General features: G+C 45.5%; 22 protein-coding genes. 12 read left to right on the top strand and 10 right to left on the bottom strand.

Features of this window, described 5'->3' with window-relative positions:
* The first annotated feature begins 19 nt into the window (after positions 1–19).
* The 11 genes from GRPL_RS12620 to mobC all read left to right on the top strand — a co-directional run bounded on the left by GRPL_RS12620 (position 20) and on the right by mobC (position 10,281).
* Positions 20–739: a TrbJ/VirB5 family protein gene (locus tag GRPL_RS12620; RefSeq protein WP_032699268.1), complete on the top strand. Its 720-nt coding sequence runs from the start codon at positions 20–22 to the stop codon at positions 737–739.
* 10 nt (positions 740–749) lie between these two features.
* Positions 750–1,025 (top strand): EexN family lipoprotein, encoded by a 276-nt coding sequence (locus tag GRPL_RS26860; protein ID WP_072010677.1) that lies wholly within the window; start codon positions 750–752, stop codon positions 1,023–1,025.
* A 73-nt stretch (positions 1,026–1,098) separates the two neighbouring features.
* The gene (locus GRPL_RS12625) at positions 1,099–2,130 is read left to right on the top strand and encodes a TrbL/VirB6 family protein (protein ID WP_032699265.1); all 1,032 of its coding nucleotides are present in this window, start codon (positions 1,099–1,101) and stop codon (positions 2,128–2,130) included.
* Between the two features lie 222 nt (positions 2,131–2,352).
* Positions 2,353–3,036: a VirB8 family type IV secretion system protein gene (locus tag GRPL_RS12630; protein ID WP_032699263.1), complete on the top strand. Its 684-nt coding sequence runs from the start codon at positions 2,353–2,355 to the stop codon at positions 3,034–3,036.
* Complete coding sequence (gene virB9 / locus GRPL_RS12635) at positions 3,036–3,923, top strand: P-type conjugative transfer protein VirB9 (RefSeq protein ID WP_032699262.1); 888 nt, start codon at positions 3,036–3,038, stop codon at positions 3,921–3,923. Before GRPL_RS12630 ends, virB9 begins: the two co-directional genes overlap by 1 nt.
* Positions 3,920–5,224 carry a VirB10/TraB/TrbI family type IV secretion system protein gene (gene virB10, locus GRPL_RS12640; RefSeq protein WP_032699261.1) on the top strand — a complete coding sequence of 435 codons (1,305 nt, stop codon included), beginning with the start codon at positions 3,920–3,922 and terminating at the stop codon, positions 5,222–5,224. Before virB9 ends, virB10 begins: the two co-directional genes overlap by 4 nt.
* Complete coding sequence (virB11, locus tag GRPL_RS12645; RefSeq protein ID WP_032699260.1) at positions 5,214–6,242, top strand: P-type DNA transfer ATPase VirB11; 1,029 nt, start codon at positions 5,214–5,216, stop codon at positions 6,240–6,242. Before virB10 ends, virB11 begins: the two co-directional genes overlap by 11 nt.
* A gap of 49 nt (positions 6,243–6,291) precedes the next feature.
* The gene (locus GRPL_RS0125680) at positions 6,292–6,594 is read left to right on the top strand and encodes a TrbM/KikA/MpfK family conjugal transfer protein (protein WP_032699259.1); all 303 of its coding nucleotides are present in this window, start codon (positions 6,292–6,294) and stop codon (positions 6,592–6,594) included.
* An 18-nt stretch (positions 6,595–6,612) separates the two neighbouring features.
* Positions 6,613–6,918 (top strand): hypothetical protein, encoded by a 306-nt coding sequence (locus GRPL_RS0125675; protein WP_032699258.1) that lies wholly within the window; start codon positions 6,613–6,615, stop codon positions 6,916–6,918.
* 747 nt (positions 6,919–7,665) lie between these two features.
* Positions 7,666–9,525, top strand: coding sequence for a type IV secretory system conjugative DNA transfer family protein (locus GRPL_RS12650; RefSeq protein ID WP_032699257.1), 1,860 nt, complete (start codon positions 7,666–7,668; stop codon positions 9,523–9,525).
* 9 nt (positions 9,526–9,534) lie between these two features.
* Complete coding sequence (mobC, locus tag GRPL_RS12655; RefSeq protein WP_032699256.1) at positions 9,535–10,281, top strand: MobC family replication-relaxation protein; 747 nt, start codon at positions 9,535–9,537, stop codon at positions 10,279–10,281.
* 175 nt (positions 10,282–10,456) lie between these two features.
* On the opposite strand, the gene GRPL_RS12660 is transcribed toward mobC, so the two are convergent.
* Positions 10,457–11,788, bottom strand: coding sequence for an RES family NAD+ phosphorylase (locus GRPL_RS12660; protein WP_050500302.1), 1,332 nt, complete (start codon positions 11,786–11,788; stop codon positions 10,457–10,459).
* A gap of 482 nt (positions 11,789–12,270) precedes the next feature.
* The gene (locus GRPL_RS12665; protein ID WP_032699255.1) at positions 12,271–13,215 is read right to left on the bottom strand and encodes an ArdC family protein; all 945 of its coding nucleotides are present in this window, start codon (positions 13,213–13,215) and stop codon (positions 12,271–12,273) included.
* 654 nt (positions 13,216–13,869) lie between these two features.
* Between GRPL_RS12665 and GRPL_RS26855 the strand changes: the two genes are divergently transcribed.
* Positions 13,870–14,649: a hypothetical protein gene (locus tag GRPL_RS26855; protein ID WP_228134577.1), complete on the top strand. Its 780-nt coding sequence runs from the start codon at positions 13,870–13,872 to the stop codon at positions 14,647–14,649.
* On the opposite strand, the gene GRPL_RS12670 is transcribed toward GRPL_RS26855, so the two are convergent.
* From GRPL_RS12670 to GRPL_RS12695, 8 genes are all read right to left on the bottom strand, one after another.
* Positions 14,636–17,164, bottom strand: a complete 2,529-nt coding sequence (locus GRPL_RS12670) for a DEAD/DEAH box helicase (protein ID WP_032699254.1) — start codon at positions 17,162–17,164, stop codon at positions 14,636–14,638. The two genes, GRPL_RS26855 and GRPL_RS12670, sit on opposite strands and share 14 nt — an antisense overlap.
* The gene (locus GRPL_RS12675) at positions 17,161–18,060 is read right to left on the bottom strand and encodes a HamA C-terminal domain-containing protein (RefSeq protein ID WP_032699253.1); all 900 of its coding nucleotides are present in this window, start codon (positions 18,058–18,060) and stop codon (positions 17,161–17,163) included. The genes GRPL_RS12670 and GRPL_RS12675 overlap by 4 nt, the downstream gene beginning before the upstream one ends.
* 772 nt (positions 18,061–18,832) lie before the next feature.
* The gene (locus GRPL_RS12680) at positions 18,833–19,543 is read right to left on the bottom strand and encodes a PP2C family protein-serine/threonine phosphatase (RefSeq protein WP_032699252.1); all 711 of its coding nucleotides are present in this window, start codon (positions 19,541–19,543) and stop codon (positions 18,833–18,835) included.
* Positions 19,534–20,865, bottom strand: coding sequence for a serine/threonine protein kinase (locus GRPL_RS26850; protein WP_072010675.1), 1,332 nt, complete (start codon positions 20,863–20,865; stop codon positions 19,534–19,536). The genes GRPL_RS12680 and GRPL_RS26850 overlap by 10 nt, the downstream gene beginning before the upstream one ends.
* Positions 20,866–21,369: 504 nt before the next feature.
* Entirely contained in the window at positions 21,370–22,233 is an 864-nt protein-coding gene (locus GRPL_RS12685) for a ribokinase (RefSeq protein ID WP_032699251.1), read from the bottom strand.
* Between the two features lie 2 nt (positions 22,234–22,235).
* Positions 22,236–23,093, bottom strand: coding sequence for a MurR/RpiR family transcriptional regulator (locus tag GRPL_RS0125670; RefSeq protein ID WP_032686873.1), 858 nt, complete (start codon positions 23,091–23,093; stop codon positions 22,236–22,238).
* On the bottom strand, positions 23,093–24,064 hold the full coding sequence (locus tag GRPL_RS12690) for an ABC transporter permease (RefSeq protein ID WP_032686872.1): 972 nt from the start codon (positions 24,062–24,064) through the stop codon (positions 23,093–23,095). The genes GRPL_RS0125670 and GRPL_RS12690 overlap by 1 nt, the downstream gene beginning before the upstream one ends.
* Positions 24,065–24,099: 35 nt before the next feature.
* Complete coding sequence (locus GRPL_RS12695) at positions 24,100–25,602, bottom strand: sugar ABC transporter ATP-binding protein (protein ID WP_032686871.1); 1,503 nt, start codon at positions 25,600–25,602, stop codon at positions 24,100–24,102.

Here is a 25,602-nt window from a genome sequence, read left to right as displayed (position 1 = left end):
CATGACGGAGGTAATAAAAATGCGGTTCAGAGATACCATACTGGCATTATCACTGTTTATTTCCACCCAGGCGATGAGCGCCGGAATACCGGTATTCGACGCCGTACAGAATACCGAATCCATGAATCAGTGGATCCAGAAACTCCAGCAGTGGCAGGAAACCGTTACCCATTACAGAAGTGAACTTGATGCCTACAAGCAGCAATTAGCCACGGCAACGGGCGTGCGTGACGTTCAGGCATTTCTCCGCGAGGCCAAAAGTCTGAAAACCGATATTGATAATCTTCGTCAGCACGGTATTTCACTGGATGACCTGCTGAGCAACCAAAGCGGGTCATATTCGTCTGAACTTAATAGCTTGTATAACAAATATAAAACGTTCGATACCTGTAACCCGTCCAGCGCTTCACAACGCTATCTGGAAAGCTGCAAACAGATGATCCTGAATCAGGCCGTAGCGATAGAAAATACGTCCGAGGTTGAAAACAAGATCACGGGCACGCTCGGCGATATATCAGATTTATCAGACCGTATTGCTAATGCGCAGGATTCGAAAGAGTCGCAGGACCTGGCTAACGCCATCGCGGCCAAAAGCGTACAATTAAATGCGCTGACCAGCCAGTGGGAAATGTCAGTCAAACAGGCTGAACAGCGAACAACGCTGCTGGAACAGCAAAAACAGAAAGCCTTTGAGCAACAGCAATTAACTGCGCCCGTTGCCGATCTGAACTCTCTATAGGGAGGTTAACATGTTAAAACCCGTATTAACCTTATGCATCATGTCAGGCATTCTCGTCTTATCCGGTTGTAAAGAGACGAAATCAGAAGCCTGGTATAAAGAACATCCCGATGAAACCGATAAAGTCTATACGCAATGCCTCATGGATGGTGAGGCAAGCGACAACTGCGAGTTTGCGCACCGGGCAGCACTCATGTTTGCCCAGACAGGCAAACCCGGCATCAGGGAAAAATTCGAGACACTGTTTCAGCAGGAAGCCCAAAAAAGAAAATCCGTCACTCAGTAAGATCCCCACCAACAAAAACAGGGGTCCTTCCCTGTTTTTATCCCCTGTCTGTTCCTGACTAATGAGAGGCACCATGTCCGGTGGTATTTTTGTTGGTATGGACAAAAACATCATGGATGGATTCAATGCCGTGTTAGAAGGTCAGTCTTCTACCTACGGCACCCTAATCAGTGTGATTATCGTCAGTTCCTTTACCCTATTTATTACGTATCGCGGGTATCAGACCCTTGGCGGCAAACTCCAGACACCTGTTGAAGATGTTGTCTGGGATGTGGGCCGCATGTTGCTGATCACCACCTTTGTTTTAAACCGCGATGGCTGGCTGGATGCCATCATTGCGGCCATTGAAGGGCTTAAGGACGGCATCAGTGGCGATGATAATGTCTGGGCGCTGCTCGACACGGTGTGGGAAAAGGCACAAGCGCTGGGGCAAACGCTGTTCAATTTGGACACTTCTACCTACGTTAAAATGAATGGCGGCTTTGCCGAGGTGCTGGTCTGGGGCGGTGCAATCGTTCTGTTACTGGCTGCAACCTTTGTCAACCTGCTCGCCGAAATCACCATTCTGTTAATGACCACCACCGCCCCACTCTTTATTTTCTGCCTGCTGTACGGTTTTCTTAAACCCATGTTTGATAACTGGCTGAAAACACTATTTACCGCAATCTTAACGATCATGTTCTCTGCCCTGTCTGTCCGGATCGCCATCAACTACCTGAATAAAATACTGGATGCCGCCACAGCAACGTCTGCAGAAAGCAATATGGTGACCCTGGCGGCGCAATGTTTGCTGGCCGGGATTGCCGCAGGCGTCTTGGTGTATTTTTCAGCGAAAATAGCCACTGCGCTGAGCGGTGCCGCCGTGCAGGCCGTGTTACAGGGTGCAGCTATGAGCGGACTGAGCGGGCTGGCGAGCAAATCTGCCGACGTCTCCAAACCCGGTATAAAGACCGGGGGCCGACTGACCGCCAAAGGTGGCATGGCCGCAGCAGCGACAACCGGCAGGTTCATTGCCGCAGGGGCGGGCAAAACCGTGAGCACCTGGCAGAAACGTGCCACCGCCATTGAAAGCATGAAACGCCAGAATCAGCAGCGTCATCGTTAATCCTCCCGACCGCTAATTTCTTTTCTCCGTCACGCCGTGGCCTCTGCCAGCGGTGAGGCCTTCCTGCATTTATCCGATAAGAGGCTTCCATGAAATTCAGCATCTTGCTTCTGGTGCTGTGCGCGCTTACGGGCTGCGCGCAGCATCAGGGCGACCTCCCACCGGTGTCCGGCGATCCCCAGCCGGTTAATTCCCCCGCCATAATTCAGGAGCTGACTCACCATGTCTGATATTCAGCGCATCATCGATGTCTCGCGCTCTTTTGAATCCATCCTGCTGGAAAAGGAAGAGCGCTCCCGCAAAACTGCCTGGCGGGTGGCCGCTGCCGGGCTGATTCTGGCTGCACTGGCGGTCGCAGCCATTATTATTCTGCTGCCGCTGAAAAGCACTGACATTGAATTGTGGTCGGTGGACAAACAGACCGGTCGTTATGAGTATATGACCCGCCTTAAAGAGCGGGATATTGCGTCTGAAAAAGCACTGGCCCACTCACTGGCGGCACACTATGTCAGTCTTCGCGAAGGGTATAATTACTTCTCCCTCCAGCGTGATTACGACGACGTACAGTTATTTAACAGCGACACTGTGAACCGGGATTATCTGGACAGGTTTAACGGCGACCAGGCTCCGGACGTTATTTTTAATAAAGCCGAATATGTCGTCTATATCGACATTATTTCTAATGTGCATGCACCTGCCACCGGACCCGATAACCTGGCAACACTGCGTATTAAGCGCACCCTCCGTCGTATTTCTGATAATTCAGTGAAAACGGACTTCTGGAATATCCGCCTCACTTACCGCTATGTCCCGCATCAGCAACTGACGGACAGCCAGCGGGAAGTGAACCCGCTGGGCTTTGTCGTCACCAGCTACCAGCGCGATAAAGAACTGAGGAGCGAATGATGCTGAAAAACATCCTGCTCCTGACGGGCTTAATGGTGTCATGCGCGACATGGAGCGCCGCCACCCCGCGCGGCAGCGGCTATGACAGCCGGATGCAGAACGTATCGTATAACAGCCAGAACGCCACCGTGGTGAATACCCGTCCCGGCTACGTCACCACGCTGCTGTTTGACGACGATGAAACTGTGATTGATGCACAAGCGGGTTTTCCAAAAGGCTGGACGGTCACGAAAAGTGATAACCGGGTCGGCGTCAGCCCGAACCCCATAACCCAGCCGGTGACGGACGCCAGCGGCAACAACGTCAGCCAGGTGTTCCTGCCCACGGCAAAGGACTGGAAGACCAACCTCTTCGTGGTGACCTCAAAGCGTGATTACAGCCTGGAGCTGAACGTGCTGGACCACGATTCCCACGCGCAGGCGTTCGTTATCCGTTACCACTATCCGGCCGAGGTTCGCCAGCAATCCGCCGCCGCCAGCGCCGAGCGTCAGACGCAGCAGCGTGAAAGACAGGAGAAGCAGCAGATAGCGGCGGCATTCGGACAGGCCAGCACGCCGCGCAACTGGCGCTACACCAAACGGGTCGCCGCCGGTTCGGCCTCCATCGCACCGGATTTTGCCTGGGATGATGGTCGTTTTGCTTATATCGGTTTTTCCCCCATCAAAACCCTGCCGTCTGTTTTCCGAGTGGTTAACGGACGGGAGCAGGCGCTCACTCCCCGGACAGTTAAGCAGGGTAATTACATTGTGATGGTGGTGCCGGCAGCGCCACAACTGGTGTTGCGTTACGGCACCTCGGTGGTAGGGATCGAAAACGACGGGTTCGGGCGCATCGCGATAACCCGCAGTGACACCGTTTCACCGTCCGTTACGCTGGAGGCAAGATGACCGATAAACCTGTGCCGGACAAGCCGGAAAAAACTACCGCAGAGCGGGAAGCGGAAGCCCGCGAACGCGCCCGTGCGGCAATGGCGTATCAGGAGCCGGAGCAAAGAACACCGCCCGGCCAGCCGGAAGTGACCCGTTTTCGCAAGGCATCCGGTCGCCGCACGCTGACCGTCAGCCTGCTGAGTCTGGCGCTGGTGATCGCCCTGGCATCCGGCGGCGATCGTCTTTTCAGTGCATTGAAAGGGGGTAATGAGAAAGAAGCCGACACCTCGCCGCCGACCTCCGCCGGGAAGACGCTGCATGAGCGTCAAAATCTGGGCATGGACAGTAACCCGTTTGGCCTGTTCGGGCCACACACACAGGACGAAACAGACCCTGCCCGCCAAGCCGTCACTCCCGCCCCCACCCTGCCACCAGCCCCACCCACCCTGAACAAGGCAGCCGCACTGGCTGACGGGCTGAACAACGCCCGAACAATGCCGGGTGATAATGCACGCACGTCCCCGGGTGAAATGCGTAGCAACGCAGAAACGTCCAACAGTCCGTCATCATCCACGACGTACACATCCTGTCCGTCAGTACTGACCAGAGGTAAAGATGGCCGCCTGCGCTGCCCGGAGACTGCCTCGCCGGAAACGGGTAATAACGACAATCCGGGCGTCGCCCGTGTCACCGGCGTCAGACGGCTGGGCCTCGATCCTGATCTCTATATCCCGGTGGACCGCTATATCCCGTGTTCGATGATGTGGCGCTTCGTGTCCGACGTCGCGGGGCATATTTCCTGCCTGGTCAGTGAAGATGTTTACAGCGCCAGCAACCATGTGACGCTGATCCCGGCGGGAACGGTCGCCCGTGGCATCTACCGCACCGGGGCGCTGCAACACGGACGCAGCAGGATGTTTGTGCTGTGGACGGAGCTGCGTACGCCTGAGCCCGGCAGCCTGCAAATCCCGCTAACTGATACGCAGGCCAGCGGCCCGCTCGGCGAGGCGGGGATCTCAGGTTGGATCGACAATCACTTCTGGGAGCGCTTCGGCAATGCCCTGATGCTCAGTACCGTGCAGGACGTGGCTGCGGCGGCGTCGGATGCTGCCCCGGGGAAAGACCGCAATACCGACTACACCGAAAACACCCGCGCCGCCACGGCGGAAATGGCGAAAACGACGCTGGACAACAGCATCAATATCCCGCCCACCCTTTACCTGAATCAGGGTGATGTCATCGGGATCATGACCGGCACCGACATTGATTTCTCATCCGTCTGGCAGCTACGACTGAAAAAGAGGTGGTATGAACGCTGAAAACCTGTCGCTGGATTTCATGAAAAAACAGCTGTTTGGTGAGTTTATTGCGCAGGACGGCCTGACGGAAATTGCCGTTAACCGGCCGGGTGAACTGCATACCAAAATTCGGGGGAAATGGCGAAGACATGAAGCCCCCATTACGCTGCGCCAGTGTTACGCCTTTGCCAGAGCGCTGGCGTCGTGGCAGGACGATAATATCGACGACACCTCGCCGATCCTTTCCGCCACGCTTGAATCAGGCGAGCGCATTCAGGCCATTATTCCCCCGGCCTGTGAGCGTAATACCGTGTCTATTACCCTGCGCAAACCCTCATTCGGGCAGAAAACGCATCAGTCATGGATTGATGCGGGATTTTATAACCGGGTGACCGGTAAGGAGCGAACGGAAGGCAAAGATGTTGAACTGACCCGCTACTATCAGAGTGAGGATATTCCCCGCTTTATGGAAAAAGCGGTGGAATACGGCAAGACGATTTTTATCGTCGGTGAAACCGGGTCCGGTAAAACCACCTATATGAAAACGCTGCTGCACTCGATTCCCCGGCACCTCAGGCTGACCACCATTGAGGATAATCCCGAAATCCGGCTCTATCACCACACCAATTATGTCCATCTCTTTTATCCAGCGGACGCCGGGGATAATGCCATTATCACGCCCGGCAGACTGATACGCGCCAATTATCGTATGAACCCTGACCGGATATTACTGGCTGAAATTCGCGGTCGGGAAGCCTGGGATGCCCTGAAAATCGTCGGTTCAGGGCATGAGGGATTGATAACCTCCCTGCATGCGGGCAGCCCGGAAGAATGTATCGAAGGGTTAATTGACCGCTGCTATGAAAACCCCGACTGCCGGAACATGCCTTTCGACGTGCTGTTACGCAAGTTGCTTAAGAGCATTGATGTGATAGTCAGCATTGATATTCACGGTGACATACGCCGGATGAGTGATGTTTATTTTAAACCCCTTCATCTCAATGACATGAGAGGTGTATTCAGCAAAGGACTCCAGTAAATAACATATCCAAATACGCTACCCTTGTTTAAATGTGAAGGTGACCGAAATGAAAAAAGTAATATCCTCCGCATTATTACTCAGCGCTATGGCGTCATATTCCACCTCCGTCATGGCCGCTGACGCCTGTGAAGTGGTGTTATGCATGTACGGTAAAGCCACCGGGAACGGCGGCGGCAATGAATGCCATTCGGCCGAACGAGCATTCTTTAACATCGTCAAAAAGAACAGGCACGGTTTTCTGCCGGACCATACTGCCGATGCCAGAAAATCGTTTTTACTTGAATGTGATTCGGCAGACCCCGCCATTATCAGCCAGATTATCAATAAATTTGGCCGCATGCGTGGTTAATTAGCGGAGGTTATCTTTATGACGAAACCGGGTTTTATTCAGCATCCCTGGACACATCAGCGCGGAGATTCCATGCGCGCAGCCTGTGTTATTGAGCACATTGAAAATGAGTCGATGCACGGATGCGGCCTTTATTATGAAATATATCACTACCGGGTTATATTCCGGTTATTGCAATTACTGCAAACGCTGAACGGCACCGACAGGATAACGCTGACAGAAGAAGCTAACCGTCGAGGGTTTACGCTTAATGAAACCAGCATTAAAGAAAGTCGTCAGTGTTATTCCGACATCATCAGGGAAATCCGCGAGAACCAATATTAACCCCTGCTATTATTTTATTCTCAGTTCTCAAACGACAGCGGAATATTTCAGCCGAATCAGGCTTAAGGCGTGGCGGTTTTCAGGTTTTTACGGTCTAGCACATTTTTCGCGAATTGAGGAGTGAAGAAATGCGGGCCGTAAAAATGAGGCAGCGGACAGAATTATTTTCGCGGGTTAAGGAGCGAAAATAGTTCAGGCACCGCGCCTCACCGGCAAACAGCCGCGCCCACGCGGATTTTGCCGGCCGGGGGGAGCCGAATAAATTTCGCCGCCCCAGCGAGCGAAAAGCTGTCGCCCACGACAGCGATTTATTTGGGGGGCACAGCCCCGCACACCGTCGCGGCTAAGTCTCCGGCCAAAAGCCGGTAGCGTGGCGCGACCACCCTCTTTAAAGGTCAGCTTCCCTTTTATTCCCGCTGCGAGGCACGAGCAAAGGGAAGAAAAAGGCGAAAGCGACCGTCTTAAAGGGGGTGGTCGCGCGTAGCGGGCGACGGTGTGCCGCCTTTGACCCTGGGGGTTTTGGCGCGGCGTCCAGCCACGACATTACCCCCATGTGACAGGCAATAAGGGCGTCCAGCCCGCATGTACTGGCGCACACCGTTTCGTGCAGGGAAGCATGCTTTCCTGCACATGGCCGCACAGCGACCACCTTCTTTACCCCATACGTTCGCCCCGCCTTTTCGCCCGACACCATGGGGCGAACTGATGGGGCGATGTCATGGGCGAATAGCTGACGAAGGAGGCACGATGATTTTAAATAAGCTTACCGCTTCACTGTCGCCGATAGTGAACGGGATGCTGGCGCTGCTCGCTTTTGTGCAACAGCAACAACTGATACTGGCGTTATTAGCGGGGCTGACGATGCCGTTTTTTACGTCGATGAAAAGCGATGAACGGCAGAAATCCCCGTTATGGAAAAGGTTGATTATCGCTTTTTCCCTGCTGTGTTTTCTCTCTGGCACACTCGCCCCGATAGTTATCGGAACCTTCCAGTGGCTGTATAAGACCAGACTCACCAGTGATAATACGGTACTGGCCTGGTCAGTACGGATTGCTTTCACTGTAACCGGGATTATTTTTCATATTATGCTTCGCCGGGTATTCACGCCGGAACTGGACAAAATAAAGAAACGCCTTGTTAAAAAAACCGCCCTTGAACGGGAATTACGCACTGATGTCCGAACTGTAAAATCCCTTCTGCCGGAAACTCTACATTATAACCCGCTGGATTATATCGATCTGAAAAAAGGTATCTTTACTGGCATGAACAGGGAGAATGAACCAATGTATCTCCCGTTAAAAGACTGGCAGAAACAACACGCAGATATTATCGGCACCACCGGAGCAGGTAAAGGGGTAGCCGCCGGGATATTGCTTTACCAAAGTATTCTGGCCGGTGAAGGTGTCTTTGTTATGGACCCCAAAGACGATGAATGGGCACCGCATCTTTACCGCAAAGCCTGCGAGGGTGCAGGCAAACCCTTTGCCTTAATTGACCTGCGAAAACAGCAATACCAGCTAAATCTGATTGAAGATATCACACCTGATGAAATGGAAGAATTGTTTGTTGCAGGTTTCAGCCTGGCGGAAAAAGGACAGGAATCTGACTTTTATCGGATCGACGACCGGAAAGCCGCCCGTATCGCCGCACAATTTGTCAGTGATAATCCATCGGCAACAATCCGTGATGTTTATAACGGTGATTACGTTCAGGGAGTTGCCGAAAAAATCAAAGCATTCTTTGGGAAGATTGAGGAACTGGCATTACTCAATGCCATTAATTCACCGGAGGGTTTTTCACTCAAAAAAACTTTTGATGAAGGTGGCTGCTGTTATGTTATCGGCTCCATGCGAAACAGCAAAATTATTACCGCACAGCGGATGCTGCTGGTTCGCCTGTACCAGTTAGCAGAAAGGCGCGACCGTGTAACAGACGTACCCCGCCCCATTGCTATTTATCTTTCCGAACTGAAATACCATTTATCCAGGCCAGCGCTGGAAGGTTTAGGCGCGGCGCGGGATAAAGGCGTACATATTATTATGGATCACCAGTCCATTGCCGATTTAAAAGACTGCCCGGCAGATTTGAAAGGTGACGCCGTTGTCGGTGCGGTCGTTGAAAATGCCAAATTCAAACTGGTTTACCGGGTTATGGACCCGGATACAGCGGAATGGGTGGCGAGAATGTCAGGCACGATTCTGGTGGACGACGAACTCCGCAAGGCTAAAACGGATAATATGCTGACGGAAACCATCGACAGTGAGCGCACAATCCGCCAGGCCGAACGTTTCTTTATTGACAGCAATATGATCCTGAACCTGCCCGATTTTGTCAGCTTTATCTTTACGACAAAAACGCTACCTTCTGCTTCACTGATTTCACCGATAAAGGTCAGAAAGCGTCAGCTAAAAATCTTCTCGGTTTCCCCTGATATTGCCGCATCGGCGGCACCGGTGAAAATCGCACTGGATTTTGACGAGGATGATAAACCATCCATACAGGATGTAATGACAACGTACCCGGATCTTTTCTTCAACGGAAGCGAAGTCAAACCGGCAGAGCCCCAACCTGATGAGGGAGAACACCTGTCCCCGCTGGATTTTTAAGGAGCGGTTATGCTGATTTCGACATATCAAGAGCGCCAGACACGCAACAGAGAAAAAATAAAACAACTGCTGAACTTCCTGAAAGAAGAAACCTACAGTGATTTTAAAACGCTGATGCTGTTATTTGGTTTCCGGGATCATAAGTCGCTTTATTCGCTGCTTGCAAAAACGGAGCGAATGGGGTTAATCCAGAAGCATGTGCTTGAATCACGGACAATTAAGATTTCATTGTGGGGGATCACCAGCGACGGGCTGGCGGTGGTGTTAACCTTGGATGATAAAATCTTTCCTGCGCGGTTTGAACCATCAAAAATCACCGGCTGGACGCTGGAGCACCATCTTGATAATCAGGCCGCCAGACTTATTCTGGAGAAGAAAGGCGCTTCGGGATGGATTAACGGCGACCGGGCCAGCTTTCTCAGCCAGTTTCAGGTAAAACATCGCCCGGACGGATTACTGACGCTGCCTGACGGTAACGTTATTGCCATTGAAACCGAGCGCCGCCTGAAAACCCGAGCCCGCTACCAGTCGATTATTGCCAGCCACCTGCTGGCCCGTACCCGCAAGCAGTGGATTTACGTTTTTTATGTTGTGCCCGATCCACAGAAGAAGCGTGCGCTTGAACTGCTGTTTGACAGCATCAGGCATGTCATCATCAACCATCAACACATTCAATTGGAAGCGCGTCACCGAAACGTTTTTCGCATTTATACACTTGCCGAACTGGAGCGTATAGAGCTCGAGAACTATTCATAAGCTGGTTAAATCGTTGCAAGCCTAACTTTCTGCATGAGCAAAAGCGGGCTCACCGAATTTTAAGCCCTTTCATGCTGGTATTTTTTGGTTTATATCTCGATTAGTATTGACTAGTCACGATAATTCTAGAGACGGTCGTAAACGTAGCATACATAAAGATATACGATGTGAATTTTCATAACATCCCATCTGATTTTACATCAATTGAGTCTGTGTAATACTTAACGCCTTTTACTCTGTGAAATACGATGCCATCAGGCATTAACTCAAGAGCACACAAGTGTTTATCGATACTGAAAGAAGAAGACAATGTTCTCCTTGTTTTATTTTTATTGATTGGATGAATAGCGGGTGAAAAAATATAATTATCATCTTCCACATTTTCAAATAGATCTACTTGAAAAGATTTTTCGTTACTCTCAGAATTCAGTATTCTCGATGATTTTCTGAACAACACAACGTTGTGGTGACCAATATCCTCGGGCTCATCACCGGAATGCTGAGTGGATTCAAAACTAATACCGTCAAGACTAAATTTATCGGATAAGGCAAGATATTCTGATACTGCTTGTGTGATCAGGTATTCATCTTCCGGCTTTCTGCCAGAAACGGGCATAGTCAGCTTTCTGGCAAGCGTCCTCATGAAAGAGACCTTCTCGTTATGCCCGGTCACATATGGATCGAAGATACTACCTTTGATATTTGAGAGATCGTTTAGGGCTGAAATATCGAGAATTTTCAAATTTCTGATAGGTCGAAACGGTACGACCACCACGAAATTCCCAACCACTGGACGTATTTCCGACACAGCAATGCTCGGTGACGTTGCACCATAAAATACTGGAATGCCGTGTGCATTCATTCTTCCTGAGCGTGCCAACGCTTGTGGTGGTGGACCAAAATACCGCTCAGGATGCTCCAGTGCTTCCTGCACGTCCTCGTAGTTTTCAAATGCCCGAGCCCGGTAAAAAATGACATCGCCGCCAACATCATTAATTGCCTGCCTGCTTTCACCTGTCCTCATTCTTTCTATGTCTGAAAAAAGCTCATCCAGAAACTCTTTTACATGCTTATTGAAATAACGAGCTTCACTTTTAAGTGACTGCTCCATTTTCTCCCACGCCCAGCCAAGCGAATTATTGACGCGATTAACACGAACATAATTAAAGCATTCATCATAAACTACATCTATGCCGTGATAATCGTTATAAATGTCCTGCATCACATTGAATATATCATCGGCAGGTTCTTCTTCAATGATTAGCTCGTCTTGAATAATAGAGGTTGCAGTATCACCACTATCATTATAAAACTCGCCATCATCAGGCTGTTCATAATATTCAATAAAGACATTGTGCACCATCTCTGCAAGAACTTCCAATTTAATACTCTTTAATTTCCTACCACAGTAATTACAATCATTGTTGGCATTTCCTGTTTTTTTTATAACTAGCCTTACATACTCTTCACCCACGCATCTATGACATATATATTTTTCTTCGTTCATAAATTCTCTGATATCCGAATAAAGATGAAGGACTGCTGTCAGTCTCAACAGATTAGCACCGACTTTACCATAAGCAACATTGTTTAGTAGGTTGGTGAGATCTTTCTTAATCAGGTAACCATCTTACCCAACTAAACATGTGACTTGTTCCCCGATGATTAACACACCTGAATGTTTGCAATGTCCGATTCTGACATTCTCGGGGGTTCACCCTGAACGAGCAAGAGGCAGTTATAGACGTACAAGAAAAAGATTGCAGTTAGCACAAAATGATTTTCCAAGTTTACCGGGCACGGAAAGTGCCAGCATGATGGGCTTACCCGGCCTGCGGTATCGTAGCCAGTCCTGGTGATTTTTTATTCCACTGCAAAACGCAGACTGTTCGTTACTCGCTGTGCTGTGTTCCGCCTCAGTCTGCACCTTGCAGCGTTGCCAGTAAAAACATGTAACCGCATTCGCTTGCTGTTGTCCAGCTCCCGACCTCAGAGTTTATCCATCAGATAAGAATGCGCCTTGGAGGCGGCGCTGGCCGCTTTGAAAATATAGCGCTTGTCGTTTTTTAGCGCTTTCAGCCAGGAAGCAATATAGCTTTCATGTTGTACCTCTCCATCAATCCCCAAATCCGCCATCAAAAAAGCACTTCCCAGCTCCGCCACCAGTTCTTCCTCTGCATAATCCGCACTACCAAACTTCCCTTTCATGTCACGGTTCAGGCGTTTTTTACCCCCACTCCAGTGGACAAGCTCATGCAGGCCGGTAGCGTAGAAGTTAGCTGCATCTGAAAACAGATGACGCTCCGGTAACCAGACTTCATCGGTTGAAGGGCTGAAAAAGGCGTTTTGTCCTTTCTCAATGATTTTTGCGCCGCTCATCCGCAACAGATTTTCAGCCTGTGGAAACGGGTCAAATGTCGCTTCCGGACTGACTGTTTCAGTCGTCAGGGGCAAGCCGTCGATTTGCTGAACGTTAAACACGGTGAAGGTTTTCAGCATCGGGATTTGTTCAACTTCTCCGGCGTGGTTTTCCTTTTCAAGGGTGGTGTAGAAAATAGCTGTTGTTCCATGCTCACCCTTGCGAACCTGTCTACCTGCAGCCTGTGCCTGTTTGTAGGTCATCCATCGAGAATCGCTGAAACCCTGTTTAGATGCGCTGCACCATAACAGCATGATATTCATGCCGCTGTAGGGTACACCGGTGGCGTAATTAGATGGCAGACCAGACATGCCCGATACGCGTTGCCACGGACAGGACCACGGTTTTACACCGCTTTCAAGTGCTGCAATGATGTTGTCGGTAACGGTCTGATAAATGTCCGTTCTGGTTTTAGAAAATTTCGTTTTTGAGGAGCCTGACTGGTCCAGCGGGGATACGCTGGTCGCCGCTGCGGCGTTAGGGGCGGTAGTCTGGTTATGCAGGGAAATAGACATGATTTTTTCTCCGTCAGTGTGTGATTTTCGTCTTCGTATCGCCTGACGGTTCGCTTTCCCGGCATCGTTCTGTCCTGCAAGGGCGCAGCATGCGTGCCATTTACCCTTGCGGGACGGGTTGTGTTGGGAAACGATTAACCGGAAGCCGATACGAGAACGAAAAACGTACAGGAGAAAAAACTTGCCCTTGCATAGTCAAGCGTAGCGCCCCTTACTCCGCAATGGTGAAAAGTCAATTTGGTGGTCTTGAGTCGTGGACTGGCACTGACAGGAACTTCATGTAGGTGTTAGCATTCTTTCCTGCCGGACGAGACGATCCTGCTAACCGGGGGCGGTTTGTTCTTAAATGGTCTCGTTCCGGCATTCATCACCGACTATTTTAGTTATAACATTTTGATTACGGCTGGTTTATCCAACTCTGGAATGAATGCGAAACCGTAACTGAAATTTGTTAAAAATTAGACACTTTGATTCACTCATGCTAATATACTGTTTATTTATACATGAAGTGTAAGTATAATTAGAACGTTACTGCTTCATATTAGGGGATGTAATAATGAGTGCAAATAAATTAAAAAAAATATCACCGTCTTATTTTATAATATTGAAGGTGACGATTTATTTTATGAAAATCTTGCCTTAAATTATTTTACCTTGTGTGAGTCGGAAGAAAACACGAGGATAATAACTTCGCGCGACAAAAAACATCTTATTAAACTAAACCCTCCCCATTATGTAAATGATAATGAGATTTTCGGTGTTACTGTTGTTCGTGAGAGGAACACTTGGCAAACGAAAGCCACTAAAGATGGTTCAATCACTGGGATCCATCTCAACCAAGGAATAATTGGTGACCTGTATTATATTTATATATTACCAGCATACAGGACTATTTTTGGTTTCACTTCCGGGCCTAGTGGTACATTAAAGAGTGTCTGCAAGTTCATTCTTGAACAATTAAATACAAACAGAAGACTAAAAATAAAAATTGACCTCATCCCGAAAGCAAAAGGGTATATATCGTTGAATGATTACCAAGCATTTAACAGCTTGCATTTTAAAATGAACTCATCTTATCTCAGCGAGATAACAGATGATGCGCCTCATTTTTTTAAACAACTCAGCACAAGCCCCTATATCGGACCAGGAATGCAACTTTCATTTGATTTAGAATTTAATGATGAAAATTGCAGCTCATTTACTAAAGATAATGTAATTGAAATCATTAATTTTCTATCAGATCATGACGGTTGTTCTACATTAAAAGTAAAAGCAAATAATAGTGATGGCAAAGCAAGTACTATAGATTTCTCAGATACATTTCTTCACTTCAAAACTGAAGTTAACACACGAAATAAGTATATTGATGAAGAATCTGCATCACGAGTTCTTGACCAAGCATTATTAGAACTTTTAAACTTCAAGAACGGCTGAGTAAATGCTCTATCTCTTTTTTGATAACTCTATGTATACCATTAATTTCCGATGAGTTTAGTAACTGAATCAAATCGCTTATGCCATTATACATTCGCGATTTAGATGTATTATCAGAAATCTCTTTAGATGCTTCTCTGGATAATCCCAAGTTTATCAGAGACATCATCCTTTCATCGCTGGCGCCAATTTCAAGATAGTAATGTAACTTAATACTTTGAGCATCTGATTTTTTCATTCTCGCTGCCAAAGCAAACAAAGTAAAATAACACTTAACTGCATTTGAAAGTCTGAATCTAATATCATTATTTATTACGTTTATTATGTTTTTAACAGATCTGTTAATTTTAACTTCCTTTTCATCATCTCTGCTATTTTTCTTTACTATATTATTCTTATCCCATTCGATTTGAGAATTAATCATATCTTTTAAACTATTATTTTGAACCCATTTTTTAGCAATGTAACAAATATAATCCGCAGTGTAATTTCCGCTAGGAATAAACACACCAAGCTCAATCAATTTAAATGCGATTTTAAGTATTCTATCGTAAAATTCGTCAGACCATGGATATGGTAGAGACCAATCGTTAAGGTCAATTTCGCTAGTTAAAAACTCAAAAACCTTATTTTGTTGAATATATCCAGTTGTTGGATTAGATTCTAAAATAAGAGGAGGAACTTTAAGATTTAAATATGCCGTTTCAATAACTTGCTTTAATCCATTAATAGTATAATCATCTAATTTAATATCTGGTGAAGAGAATGTCGAGTCCAGATCTCCATTACCATATGACTTAATTAATTTATTAGCTACAGAATAGAACTTAGAATGGTCTTCATCATCAGGTTGAAATCCAGTCAGAGTCCTTAGGACTTCATTTGTATTTTCATTAATCAATTTATAATATGTTGGTATCTTTTCTTCTTTTTTATTATCGTCTTCATCAAAATAATCTTTAAAGGTCCAATCGTCCGGCTCAACCAAAAATATATTCCCGGAAAAATGATGCAACATTCTACCTGCACGCCCAGTAATATTGTTTATTTTTACATCCTCAATTCTTACTGTTTTATTATAAAGGCCATTTTTAAACGTAGGATTCAACATAAACAGATTCTTTGCTGGAAGATTTACACCCTCAGCTAGCGTACTAGTACATGATATGAATTTAATGAGGCCTTCTTTAACAAGATTTTCGATAAGAATTCTAACAGAAGTGGGTAGCGGACTATAATGAAATGCAACACCCTTTTTAATGTTTTCTACTAAAGTGAAATCATCATGGATGAAATGTTGTATATATTCAGAAGCCTCATTTAGAGTATCATTAACCTCATAATCAGTAATTCTTTTCGCTATTTCATCAGCAATATGTTCACAATGATTTGTTTGATTTCTATATATTATGTTACTTTCGTTTTTACCAAGCCTTAGCACAATATCAGCTAGTTTTTTATTTTTAAATTTTTTTGGTAATGTAATTTTATCATCTGAACCACGCTTACTAATTTCTAAATTAGTCCCTTTAGCTCTTACCTCAAAGATCAATTTAGATACAGGAGAATGTGCAGTAATTGCTTTAGTAAATTTGACTTCCTTAAAAATGCTTGAAAAACTATTTTGATATTGAGGAGAAGGCATGCCGATTATAATTTGAGGGCTGCTATCTTCGAGAATTCGTTCAAGGGTAAGATGGAGTAATACACCTCGGCCCTCATCCGAAATATTATGAGCTTCATCAATGAAAAGAAAATCAAAATATATATCACCGCGAAGAAGGATTTCATGTAAACGTTCTTGAGTCATGACAAAAAAGGTACGATCAGAAAAAACTTCATCTTTAGGGATAGTACAAATTTCTATATCTTTTTCATATCCTCTTTCTTTTGCCATTTCGAATATTTTTGAAGACACTTCTGTAATTAGAGCTCTCGTGGGCACGACAATTGCAGCAAAAGCACCATCACTGTTAATTACTTCTGACAATAAATAATGTAGAATAATATGAGTCTTACCTGCAGAAGTAGGTGCGACAGTAATCACATCTTCTCCAGCTTGAAGATCATCCCATAAATTACGTTGAAAATCAGTAAGTACCAAACCTAACTCCTCAACATTATTCAGTGCTTTCTTATAACTTTGACTTGAATCAGTAAATATATTATGTCTGAATGAAATTTGAGGAAATCTATTCTCTAATAACTTAACATTAGGGAAATCACCTACAGATGAAAAAAGAAAGTCTGAAATAGGAACAATCTCAGGATAATCCTCAGCGCATGTATCAATTAACATGGAAAGTATTGACGAACCTTGTTTAAGGTACTTTTCTTCTTGTGTCTTATAAAAAACTTGTGAAGCAGTTGCCATTTTCTTTACTAAAAGACGATCTAACTTATAAGTATCACCAACCAAATAGTTCGCATAACATTTAAACAATTCTAATGAGCATTTTTTAAAATCATTGCTAGATAAAATTCGTTCTGATAATTCTATATAAAAATCACTCATTTTGCTATCTCCAGATGAGCAATAAAGCTATCAACAAGCTTTTTAATATCACTAAAAGGTAATATGAATAAAGTTGTTGAATTTATATCTAAACCTTGCAATTCAATTTTTTTATAGTAGTCATCAATATGCTCAAAAGCAACATGGATATATCTTTGGATAAAGTCATCGTCACTCGTTGCATCTTTTATTAAATTACCATCAGCAAAACCAATGAAACATGGTGAGTGTATAAAATCCAATTTACTTGTATTCTCAAAAGGATTTAAAATTCTTATCAGCTCCTCTTGAGAATCTTCATCAAGCTCAGGAAGATCTAAATGACTATCAATTAAATTGAATTCCTGTATATATTTATCACTTGCGGACTTAATAGATTCAACAGCTGCTGTTGCAGCACTTGAAAAAGAAGTATAAAGCTTTGACTCTCCTAGATATAATCTCAACCCGCCCTTAATAAACTGAGCATGGATACTATCAGCGCCATAAACAGGCATTCTTGCGCTGGTTTTAAGTGATATTTTGCTGAGCAGTCTGGGAGCTTGCAGGTAAACATCTAATATTGTAAAGAGAATTAACTCACCTAATTCACCGTGTGCTGTTTGTTGACTGAGTTTGCTCAAGGCCTTTTTAAAAAGTTGATCTATCGCAATTTTACTTGGTCTCTTTAACTTTCTATCAATTTCTTTGCATGTAAGAGCAAAATTATGTAACAGCTCATCTTTAATAAGTTCAAAAAAAACTGAGTGCTTACTTTCGCCGTTTTCAATTGGTAAGTAAACTAATAAGGTCTCAACCTTTCTTTTATCAGAGAGAAGTAGAGATACTTCAACCTTTCTCAAAACTTTTTTGATAACATCATGGTTTTTTAATTGTGGCTTTAGTTTGTTGTTCATTTTCATTATGCTGTTATGTAATGATAAAAAACAAAAGCATTATATACACGGTAGGTAAACACTAACATTGAAAATATTTATTATTGAATAATTTAGCACATCCTGTGATAGAAAACATTCACCAATTCTTTGCCACAACATAAATCAGTTCATAATTCCAAAAGAAGAGTTTTCTTGAACGTATATACCAAATAAATAAATAAATTTGACATTATATGTCAGTTTTCAGTTAATGCTGGTCGCATACATTACTTTTTTGGTGTGATATGGAATTGGTTATAGCCCTATTTCCGCTCTGGAGACGCGATTTATAAGTGTTCTTTTCACTTTTCCCCTGCTATGCTTTTAATGACTAACAACATCGCCAATGCACTTTCTAAATAATTTTCATCCCAGGTTCATGAGTTACACAAAAGCAAAAAAAATTTGGCATTACTATTTACTGTTTGAGTCCCCCCCTCTGCTAGAAAAAACATTCTAGTACAAATCGCAACAGTTTACGTAGCGGCAAATCCCATTTAAAATCGGCAATGGTGAAAGCAGGTTACATTACTTAAAATACAAGATAAACTTTAAATATTAAGAAAGAAGTAAAACTCAGATAATTAATTAGATACATTGCATACAACCACAATTGATGAAATATAAATCAAAGAAAACAAGTAAATTACTGGCCATATAGATATTAATTGGATTAAGGATGAACTGAGTGAATTTAATTACAAACTTATATAAAAGAGGGCGTCATACCATAAACGCACCTCAGCGTAAATCAAATTTCTATAAGAATCAAAGAGTAATTATCCCTAGTACCTCTATGCTCAACAAGATTGATAATACTTGAACCATAATCATCCAATAACTGATTTTTTAATGAAAGATCCCGAAAGTCCTTTTTACTAACAACTGAAGAAACCCCGTCTGTGAGAATGGCAATTCTGTCACCGCCCATCAAATCGATTTGAAAATCATGGATTTGTAAAGGTTTGCTTGCTCCAAGTGCACTATCAAGAATGTTTTTACGCGGATAGTCAACAGCAGCCTCTTTAGTTAACTTACCTTCACGTAGAAGTCGAGCAACTTCACTATGATCATATGAAAGCTGCATAAGACCACGCCCCCTCAACAGATAAGCACGGGAATCACCACAATTGGCCCCTAGTAACTTGGTACCTAGAAGTTTGATGGCAGTCACAGTCGTGGCCATACCGGTCAATTTATCATCTTCCCTAGCAGCATTTTTAATCGCTTCGTCAGCGGAGTTAATGGCTTCATGAAGTGAAACATTGCCATCACTTCGCAAAGTTGCAGAAATTATGTCCAGTGCTAAGCGAGAGGCTGTTTCCCCTCCAAGATTACCGCCAACGCCGTCTGCAACGCAGCATAACAAATTAGCACTGGGCAAACACTCAACCAAGATGGCATCTTGGTTTTGAGTTCTAGGTCCTGGGGACGTGTAAGCGAATTTGTTTATCAATGGCATACTCTTTGTATCATATCGAAAAGCTCTGGATGAAGCATATCAGGTGTGGCACCAATGGATCTTTGAAGGTGGCTCACCGCCGCACACATTCTACCTTCAAGTATACTCATCTCCAAAGCAAGCCTTTTAGCCAGATCTGGTGTCATATCGTGACCTGCTACGCTTACAAAGCGCCTTTCGACATACCAACGATTATGTGATGTCCCCATTAAAAGCATAGCTATGATAATTTCAACTTTACAGTTCAAGTCGTTAACTTGTAAAAACTGTTCGAGTCGATTACATATCCCGTCACACTGCTCAAATGAAAATACACCATCAGCAACCCAACGACCATATGCCTCACCTAGTCGACAAGCGAGCATAGTGTCATGAGCAATGACCTCATTGATCCTATCGAAAGTTAGACGTTGAAATATCACAGTAGAGTTTTCTCCACCAATATTATCTTCAATAAAATTAACTATTTCTCTCCACGTTTCAACATTAATTGGGTTACCGCTCTCTAAAGCAGAAGCATATGAACTTACTTCAGCTGAGAGATGAATAACAGTCGCAGGATCAATGCTAAGAATTGCATCCCTTAATGCTGAGACACTAGGGAACCGTCTTGACGGATCTCGACGAGTACATACACGTAGAATATGGGCGTACGCACTTGAATCATTATTAATCTCACCACAAGGAATTCTTTCGTCTGTACCTACAAAGTCATGTAGTATACATCCCAACGAATATATATCAGAGGCAATACTTGCTTTTCTGAGGTCTGAAACAATTTCAGGTGCAGTGTAATAATCCGAACCCATTTTCATTCCTGTATGAGTTAACGCAGAAATTTGAGTATCTTTAACTGACATTAAACCAAAATCACTAATTGCATAATATGAACCATCTCCTGCGTCAAATCTTAGAACATTTTGAGGTTTGAGATCACGATGATAAATTTGCAATGAATGCAATTCTTCAAGCCCAGACAGAATATCCATTATGGCCCTTAAGAAAAAACCATTCAAATTTCGACTTTGTGCGATATCTTTATCAAGACTTGATGCTGCAACAGGCATAAGGAATGATGGTGGATTACTTGCAAGATCTTTGAAAAGGACTGGAACAATATTTTTATGTATTAATCTGTGCTGTACACTAGCCTCTCTTATAAATCTTTTTTTAACATTTTCAGCCAGTTCGGGAGGCAAAGGCTGGGGTTGGTTTATCGAAAATGTTTTTTTTGCATAATAATTACCGTTCTCAATGTCTTGCACTAAATCAACATTACCAAAACCACCACTACCTATACGCTTGATATGATTGATCACCATCGTAGGCCCCTTTTTTAAGATAATTCTTAATCATTCTACACTCATGATACTCAAATTTAAAACCCCAACACAGAATGTTTTCTTAAGACTCTTAAGTTAGCTTTCTTTTTTGATGAGCTAGCTATGTAAATCCCCTGCATAATATTACCATTCGCATTTAGAGATCTTCCGGCATACGAACTTTCCCTACGAAGTAGGCCGTTATACATAAAACACTTTTGCTGAGCATAAGATCATGGACACCATATACAACAAGACCGCACCAACTAGTGTTATGTAACCAGTGACTATTGGTGGTCATTCTGGTGGTCTTGACAGGGTAAGAATTCAGGTTTAGCTTGTTTTTTAGCCAGTTATTGGCAAAGGCGATCCCAGTCAGAGGAGCCATATTTAAGAAGCCCGCTTAAGAAAACTTAAGCGGGCTTTTTGCTTTTCATTCTTCTTCTGAAGAAAAATCAGCTGCTAATTTTGCCATACTGAGGCTCTGGATGACGGAATACTTCTTTATGCCCGGGGCTGAGAGACATGGCGGGCGGCAGCTTCATTCGCCCGAAATACCGCATCGCTAAGCACCTCTCCATGCATCAGGCTGGTGCATAAAACCCCCATAAAACAATCACCAGCGCCATGAGTACTCACCAGCGTTATCCGCCTGGCGGCTAAAGTCGAGCCCGCAATGCCCGCTTCACAAAACGCGACACCATGTTCGCCGGCTGTGACAACAACCTGAGAGAAACGTTTAGCCAATAATTCCGCAGCTTCCAGGGCTGAGGAAAGGTCGTTCACCGTCACTCCACACATATCACGTGCCTCTATAGCATTAACCACCAGCAACGTGATGCAGCTTTCCAGCTGCGGGCTCAGTTCTCTGGCCGGCGCCGCATTGATACAGACAGGAATCCCCCGCTTGCTGGCTTCGATGGCCGCATACAGATTTATCGTTTCCGGAACTTCGTTCTGGAGAACCAGCATTCCGGCATCTTGCCAGATGTCACCCTGTTGAAAGAGTTTTGCAGGAATATGCTGATTCGCATTTGAGACGACAACCGCACCATAATCACCATCGACATCAGAAATCGCCACGCTCATCCCGGAAGGGATCTCATCTATTGTGGCGACCGATCCGATATTGACTCCGGCATCACAAAGCGTCTGCAGAAGAAACGCCCCTTGCGCATCAGCCCCTACTGCACCAATAAAAATGACGTTCCCTCCCGCACGAGCAGCGGATATGGCTTGATTGCCCCCTTTACCGCCAAATTTGTAAGTGCAGCCCGAGCCCATTACCGTTTCACCTTTTTCCGGACGATGGTGCGCATCCAGCATAATGTCGTAATGAAGGCTCCCCGCTACAACAATTTTACTCATGGTTAATATTCCCGCAGGTCCTGAACCGCATGCTGGGTTTTCATCAAATTCTTCTCCGCCTGCTTCAGATCTTTCTTGGCAATGGCCACAAACAATGCATCCAGAATATTGAGCTGAGCAATGCGTGACGCGGCGTTTTCCCCTAACAAATGCGATCCCTGAGAAGTTGAATTGAGTACCACATGCGCGTTACGCGCAATAGGCGATTCGGCATAATTCGTAATCGCAATCACTTTGGCACCATTGCGTGCCGCCAGTTTTACCGGATCGTTAACGGCACGCGTTGCGCCAGAGTGACTGATTGCAAGTACAGCATCGTCGTCAGATAGCACCGCAGCGGACATCAACATAATATGGGCGTCATCATATACCGTCGACTTAATACCAATTTTTAAAAGCTTGTGGGATAAGTCACGTGCTACCGTGGCGGAACCACCGACAGCATATAAGTCAATATGTCGAGCTTTGAATATAATATCCGCAGCGCGGTCGAACTCTGCAATATCCAGAATAGACATCGTCTCTTCAATAGCCTGAATTGATGTTCTGAATACTTTTGACAACAGTTGTTCCGATGAATCATCAGGCTCAATTTCCGCGTGTAAACTTGCCACCTCAGATTGGTTATAATAAATCAAACCAGTTCTGAAATTTCTAAAACCTGAAAAGTTAAGCTTCTTGGCTATTTTGACAATCATCGCCTCTGAAACATTATTCTCGTGGGCAATTTCTTTTAGAGAAGTTTGCTCAGTAATATCAGTTCGGGCGATGATAGCCTCAACCACACGTCGCTCTAAAGGTGTCAGCTGGGGTAGTCGCATACGTATTTGAGCACCAATGGCTCGTGGATCCTGCTTCATTACTTGCCTCTGGTCGCTCTGTCAATCAACATCGCTATGATAATAATAAGACCAGTCGCAAGCAATTGGTAAAAAGCCTGGATATTAAGTAACGTCAGGCCATTGCGTAGCGCACCAAGAATGATGGCGCCGATAATTGTACCTACTACGCTACCTTTCCCTCCCATCAGAGACGCGCCGCCAATAGCCGCCGCGGCAATGGCATCCAGTTCCCACAGATTGCCAATCGTTGGTTCCGCAGCACCTAACCGACCAATCAAGATCAGTGAGGCCAGAGAGGCCAGGGTTCCTGAGATAACAAATACCGTGACTTTGGTTCTTTTCACCGGCACGCCGGCAACGCGAGCCGCTTCTTCATTGCCGCCGACAGCCAGAATATATTCTCCTAACGGCGTTTTATTCATGACGGTCCACAGTACCAAAGCAATAACGGCAACAATAACGATAGGCGTTGGAATGCCAAAAATTTCACTGTTAATCAGGCTACGGAATTCCGTCGGGATACCAAATACCGGATTGCCGCCGGTATAAATCAGTGCGATAGCACGGAACAGCGACAGCCCCCCGAGGGTAACAATGAAGGGTTGCAATCCGGCATAGGCCACCAGCGAACCGCTAAAGACACCGCAGATAGCCCCAATTCCCAGCGTTGCCAGAATGGCCAACGGCACGGGGACTCCGGCAACCATCATGGTTGCCCCTAAAACCGCTGATAATGCTGCAGCCGGCCCCACCGAAAGATCGATACCTCCGGAGATAATGACCAGGGTCATCCCGAGCGCAATTAATGCGTTAATGGATGATTGCTGTAAAATATTCAACAAATTAGGAATAGTGAAAAACACCGGTGATAAAAAAGAAAACGTAATAATGATAATAAGCAAACCAATTAAGGTTCCGGCATCGCGAAGGTTAAATTTAAACGGCAGTGCACGAAGCTTTTCTGGCCGGGAATTACTTTGTGAAATCATGATTATGGCCTTTCAAATTAATAAAGGTAAGAAATTCAAATGGTCTCTTCGACATCTTTAATGGCATAGCGTGCAATATTATCTTCCGTGATGGCGTCACCTTTCAGTTCCTTAGTAATCTTCCCTTCACGCATAACCAGTACTCGGTCAGAAATACGAATAATCTCTGTCATCTCTGAAGAGACAACAACAATTGCCTTGCCTGAACGGGCCAGTTTTTCTATCAGATTATAAATTTCTGATTTCGCCCCAATATCAATCCCTCGGGTTGGTTCGTCAAACAGAAAAACCTGAGCATCTGCGGCAACCCAGCGTCCAATAATAACTTTCTGCTGATTACCGCCACTTAATGTGCCAATCGTTTTATCAATGTTCAGTGGTCGTAGCTTCAAATCGCTCATGACTTCATGCGCAACCCGGTTAAGCTTAACTTTGCCGATCATCCCGGCAATGGTGAAGTTACGCATCGAAGGCAGTGCCATATTCATCTTCACCGCACGCTCTTTGATAATCCCTTCTTTCTTACGGTCCTCCGGGACCAGGCCAATGCCTGCCCGAATCGCGGCACTGACGTTGTGATTACGCACCGTCTGGCCATTAACAAACACGTTACCGCTGCTGCGTTTATCAATACCGGCAATCAGTTTCATCAGTTCCGTACGCCCGGCGCCGACCAGACCCGCAATACCGAGCACCTCACCCGCACGGACGGTGAAACTGGCATCGCGCACAGCGCCTCCACGAGAGAGATTCTCAACGCGAAGAACTTCACGGTCGGTCACATATGAGTTGTGCTCAAGTTTCTCAATCTTGCGTCCGACCATCTTTGAGACAATGCTTTCTTCATCCTCATCACAAATGTTCACCACCCCAACCTGCCTGCCATCACGCATAATAGTGGCCCGGTCGCAGACTCTGAAAATTTCGTTCATCTTATGAGAAACATAGATAAGCGATACCCCCATAGACTTCAGATCCGAAATCAGTTCGGCCAGCCGGTCAAACTCTCTCGGCGTCAGACTGGATGTCGGCTCGTCCATGGCGATGATTTTTGCATCGTCCAGCATGGCGCGAGCAATCTCCACGATCTGCTGCTGTGAGACTTTCAGGTTCTTGATCGGCTCATTGGGATCAATTGTCGGATCCAGCTGTTTGAGAATCAGCTTCGCTCTTTCCAACTGAGCGTGTTTATCCACCCATAAACCTTTTGCCCTGGTGAGCGGCCGACCAAGAAACATATTCTGCGCAACGGAGAGTTCCGGAACATGCTGTAATTCCTGATGAATCATGGCAATACCGGCATGACGGGCGCTGAGCGGATTCTTCATCTGAACGGTCTGTCCGTTCACGCTAATCTCGCCGCTATCGGCCTCTCGTACACCTGAAAGAATATTTAACAGCGTGGATTTTCCGGCGCCGTTTTCACCAATCAGGGCATGAACCTCGCCAGGTTTGACCGAAAAGTCCACGTCCTGTAATGCCGCCGCGTTACCGTATGTCTTACTTATCCCACGCATCGTTAAGCGATACTGTTCCAT

It is taken from the genome of Klebsiella planticola ATCC 33531 (assembly GCF_000735435.1).
Lineage (GTDB): Bacteria > Pseudomonadota > Gammaproteobacteria > Enterobacterales > Enterobacteriaceae > Klebsiella > Klebsiella planticola.
Note: the sequence above shows the minus strand (reverse complement) of the source record. Positions and strands in the feature narration are given on the sequence as shown.

What these genes read in the sequence shown, in the direction of transcription:
- GRPL_RS26860 (WP_072010677.1), top strand. Translation starts at nt 750, where the DNA reads ATGTTAAAACCCGTATTAACCTTATGCATCATGTCAGGCATTCTCGTC.
- GRPL_RS12630 (WP_032699263.1), top strand. Translation starts at nt 2,353, where the DNA reads ATGTCTGATATTCAGCGCATCATCGATGTCTCGCGCTCTTTTGAATCC.
- GRPL_RS12650 (WP_032699257.1), top strand. Translation starts at nt 7,666, where the DNA reads ATGATTTTAAATAAGCTTACCGCTTCACTGTCGCCGATAGTGAACGGG.
- mobC (WP_032699256.1), top strand. Translation starts at nt 9,535, where the DNA reads ATGCTGATTTCGACATATCAAGAGCGCCAGACACGCAACAGAGAAAAA.
- virB11 (WP_032699260.1), top strand. Translation starts at nt 5,214, where the DNA reads ATGAACGCTGAAAACCTGTCGCTGGATTTCATGAAAAAACAGCTGTTT.
- GRPL_RS0125675 (WP_032699258.1), top strand. Translation starts at nt 6,613, where the DNA reads ATGACGAAACCGGGTTTTATTCAGCATCCCTGGACACATCAGCGCGGA.
- GRPL_RS12665 (WP_032699255.1), bottom strand. Translation starts at nt 13,215, where the DNA reads ATGTCTATTTCCCTGCATAACCAGACTACCGCCCCTAACGCCGCAGCG.
- GRPL_RS12680 (WP_032699252.1), bottom strand. Translation starts at nt 19,543, where the DNA reads ATGCCATTGATAAACAAATTCGCTTACACGTCCCCAGGACCTAGAACT.
- GRPL_RS12625 (WP_032699265.1), top strand. Translation starts at nt 1,099, where the DNA reads ATGTCCGGTGGTATTTTTGTTGGTATGGACAAAAACATCATGGATGGA.
- GRPL_RS26850 (WP_072010675.1), bottom strand. Translation starts at nt 20,865, where the DNA reads ATGGTGATCAATCATATCAAGCGTATAGGTAGTGGTGGTTTTGGTAAT.
- GRPL_RS12670 (WP_032699254.1), bottom strand. Translation starts at nt 17,164, where the DNA reads ATGAGTGATTTTTATATAGAATTATCAGAACGAATTTTATCTAGCAAT.
- GRPL_RS12690 (WP_032686872.1), bottom strand. Translation starts at nt 24,064, where the DNA reads ATGATTTCACAAAGTAATTCCCGGCCAGAAAAGCTTCGTGCACTGCCG.
- GRPL_RS12695 (WP_032686871.1), bottom strand. Translation starts at nt 25,602, where the DNA reads ATGGAACAGTATCGCTTAACGATGCGTGGGATAAGTAAGACATACGGT.
- GRPL_RS0125670 (WP_032686873.1), bottom strand. Translation starts at nt 23,093, where the DNA reads ATGAAGCAGGATCCACGAGCCATTGGTGCTCAAATACGTATGCGACTA.
- virB9 (WP_032699262.1), top strand. Translation starts at nt 3,036, where the DNA reads ATGCTGAAAAACATCCTGCTCCTGACGGGCTTAATGGTGTCATGCGCG.
- GRPL_RS12675 (WP_032699253.1), bottom strand. Translation starts at nt 18,060, where the DNA reads ATGAACAACAAACTAAAGCCACAATTAAAAAACCATGATGTTATCAAA.
- GRPL_RS12685 (WP_032699251.1), bottom strand. Translation starts at nt 22,233, where the DNA reads ATGAGTAAAATTGTTGTAGCGGGGAGCCTTCATTACGACATTATGCTG.
- GRPL_RS0125680 (WP_032699259.1), top strand. Translation starts at nt 6,292, where the DNA reads ATGAAAAAAGTAATATCCTCCGCATTATTACTCAGCGCTATGGCGTCA.
- virB10 (WP_032699261.1), top strand. Translation starts at nt 3,920, where the DNA reads ATGACCGATAAACCTGTGCCGGACAAGCCGGAAAAAACTACCGCAGAG.
- GRPL_RS12660 (WP_050500302.1), bottom strand. Translation starts at nt 11,788, where the DNA reads ATGAACGAAGAAAAATATATATGTCATAGATGCGTGGGTGAAGAGTAT.
- GRPL_RS12620 (WP_032699268.1), top strand. Translation starts at nt 20, where the DNA reads ATGCGGTTCAGAGATACCATACTGGCATTATCACTGTTTATTTCCACC.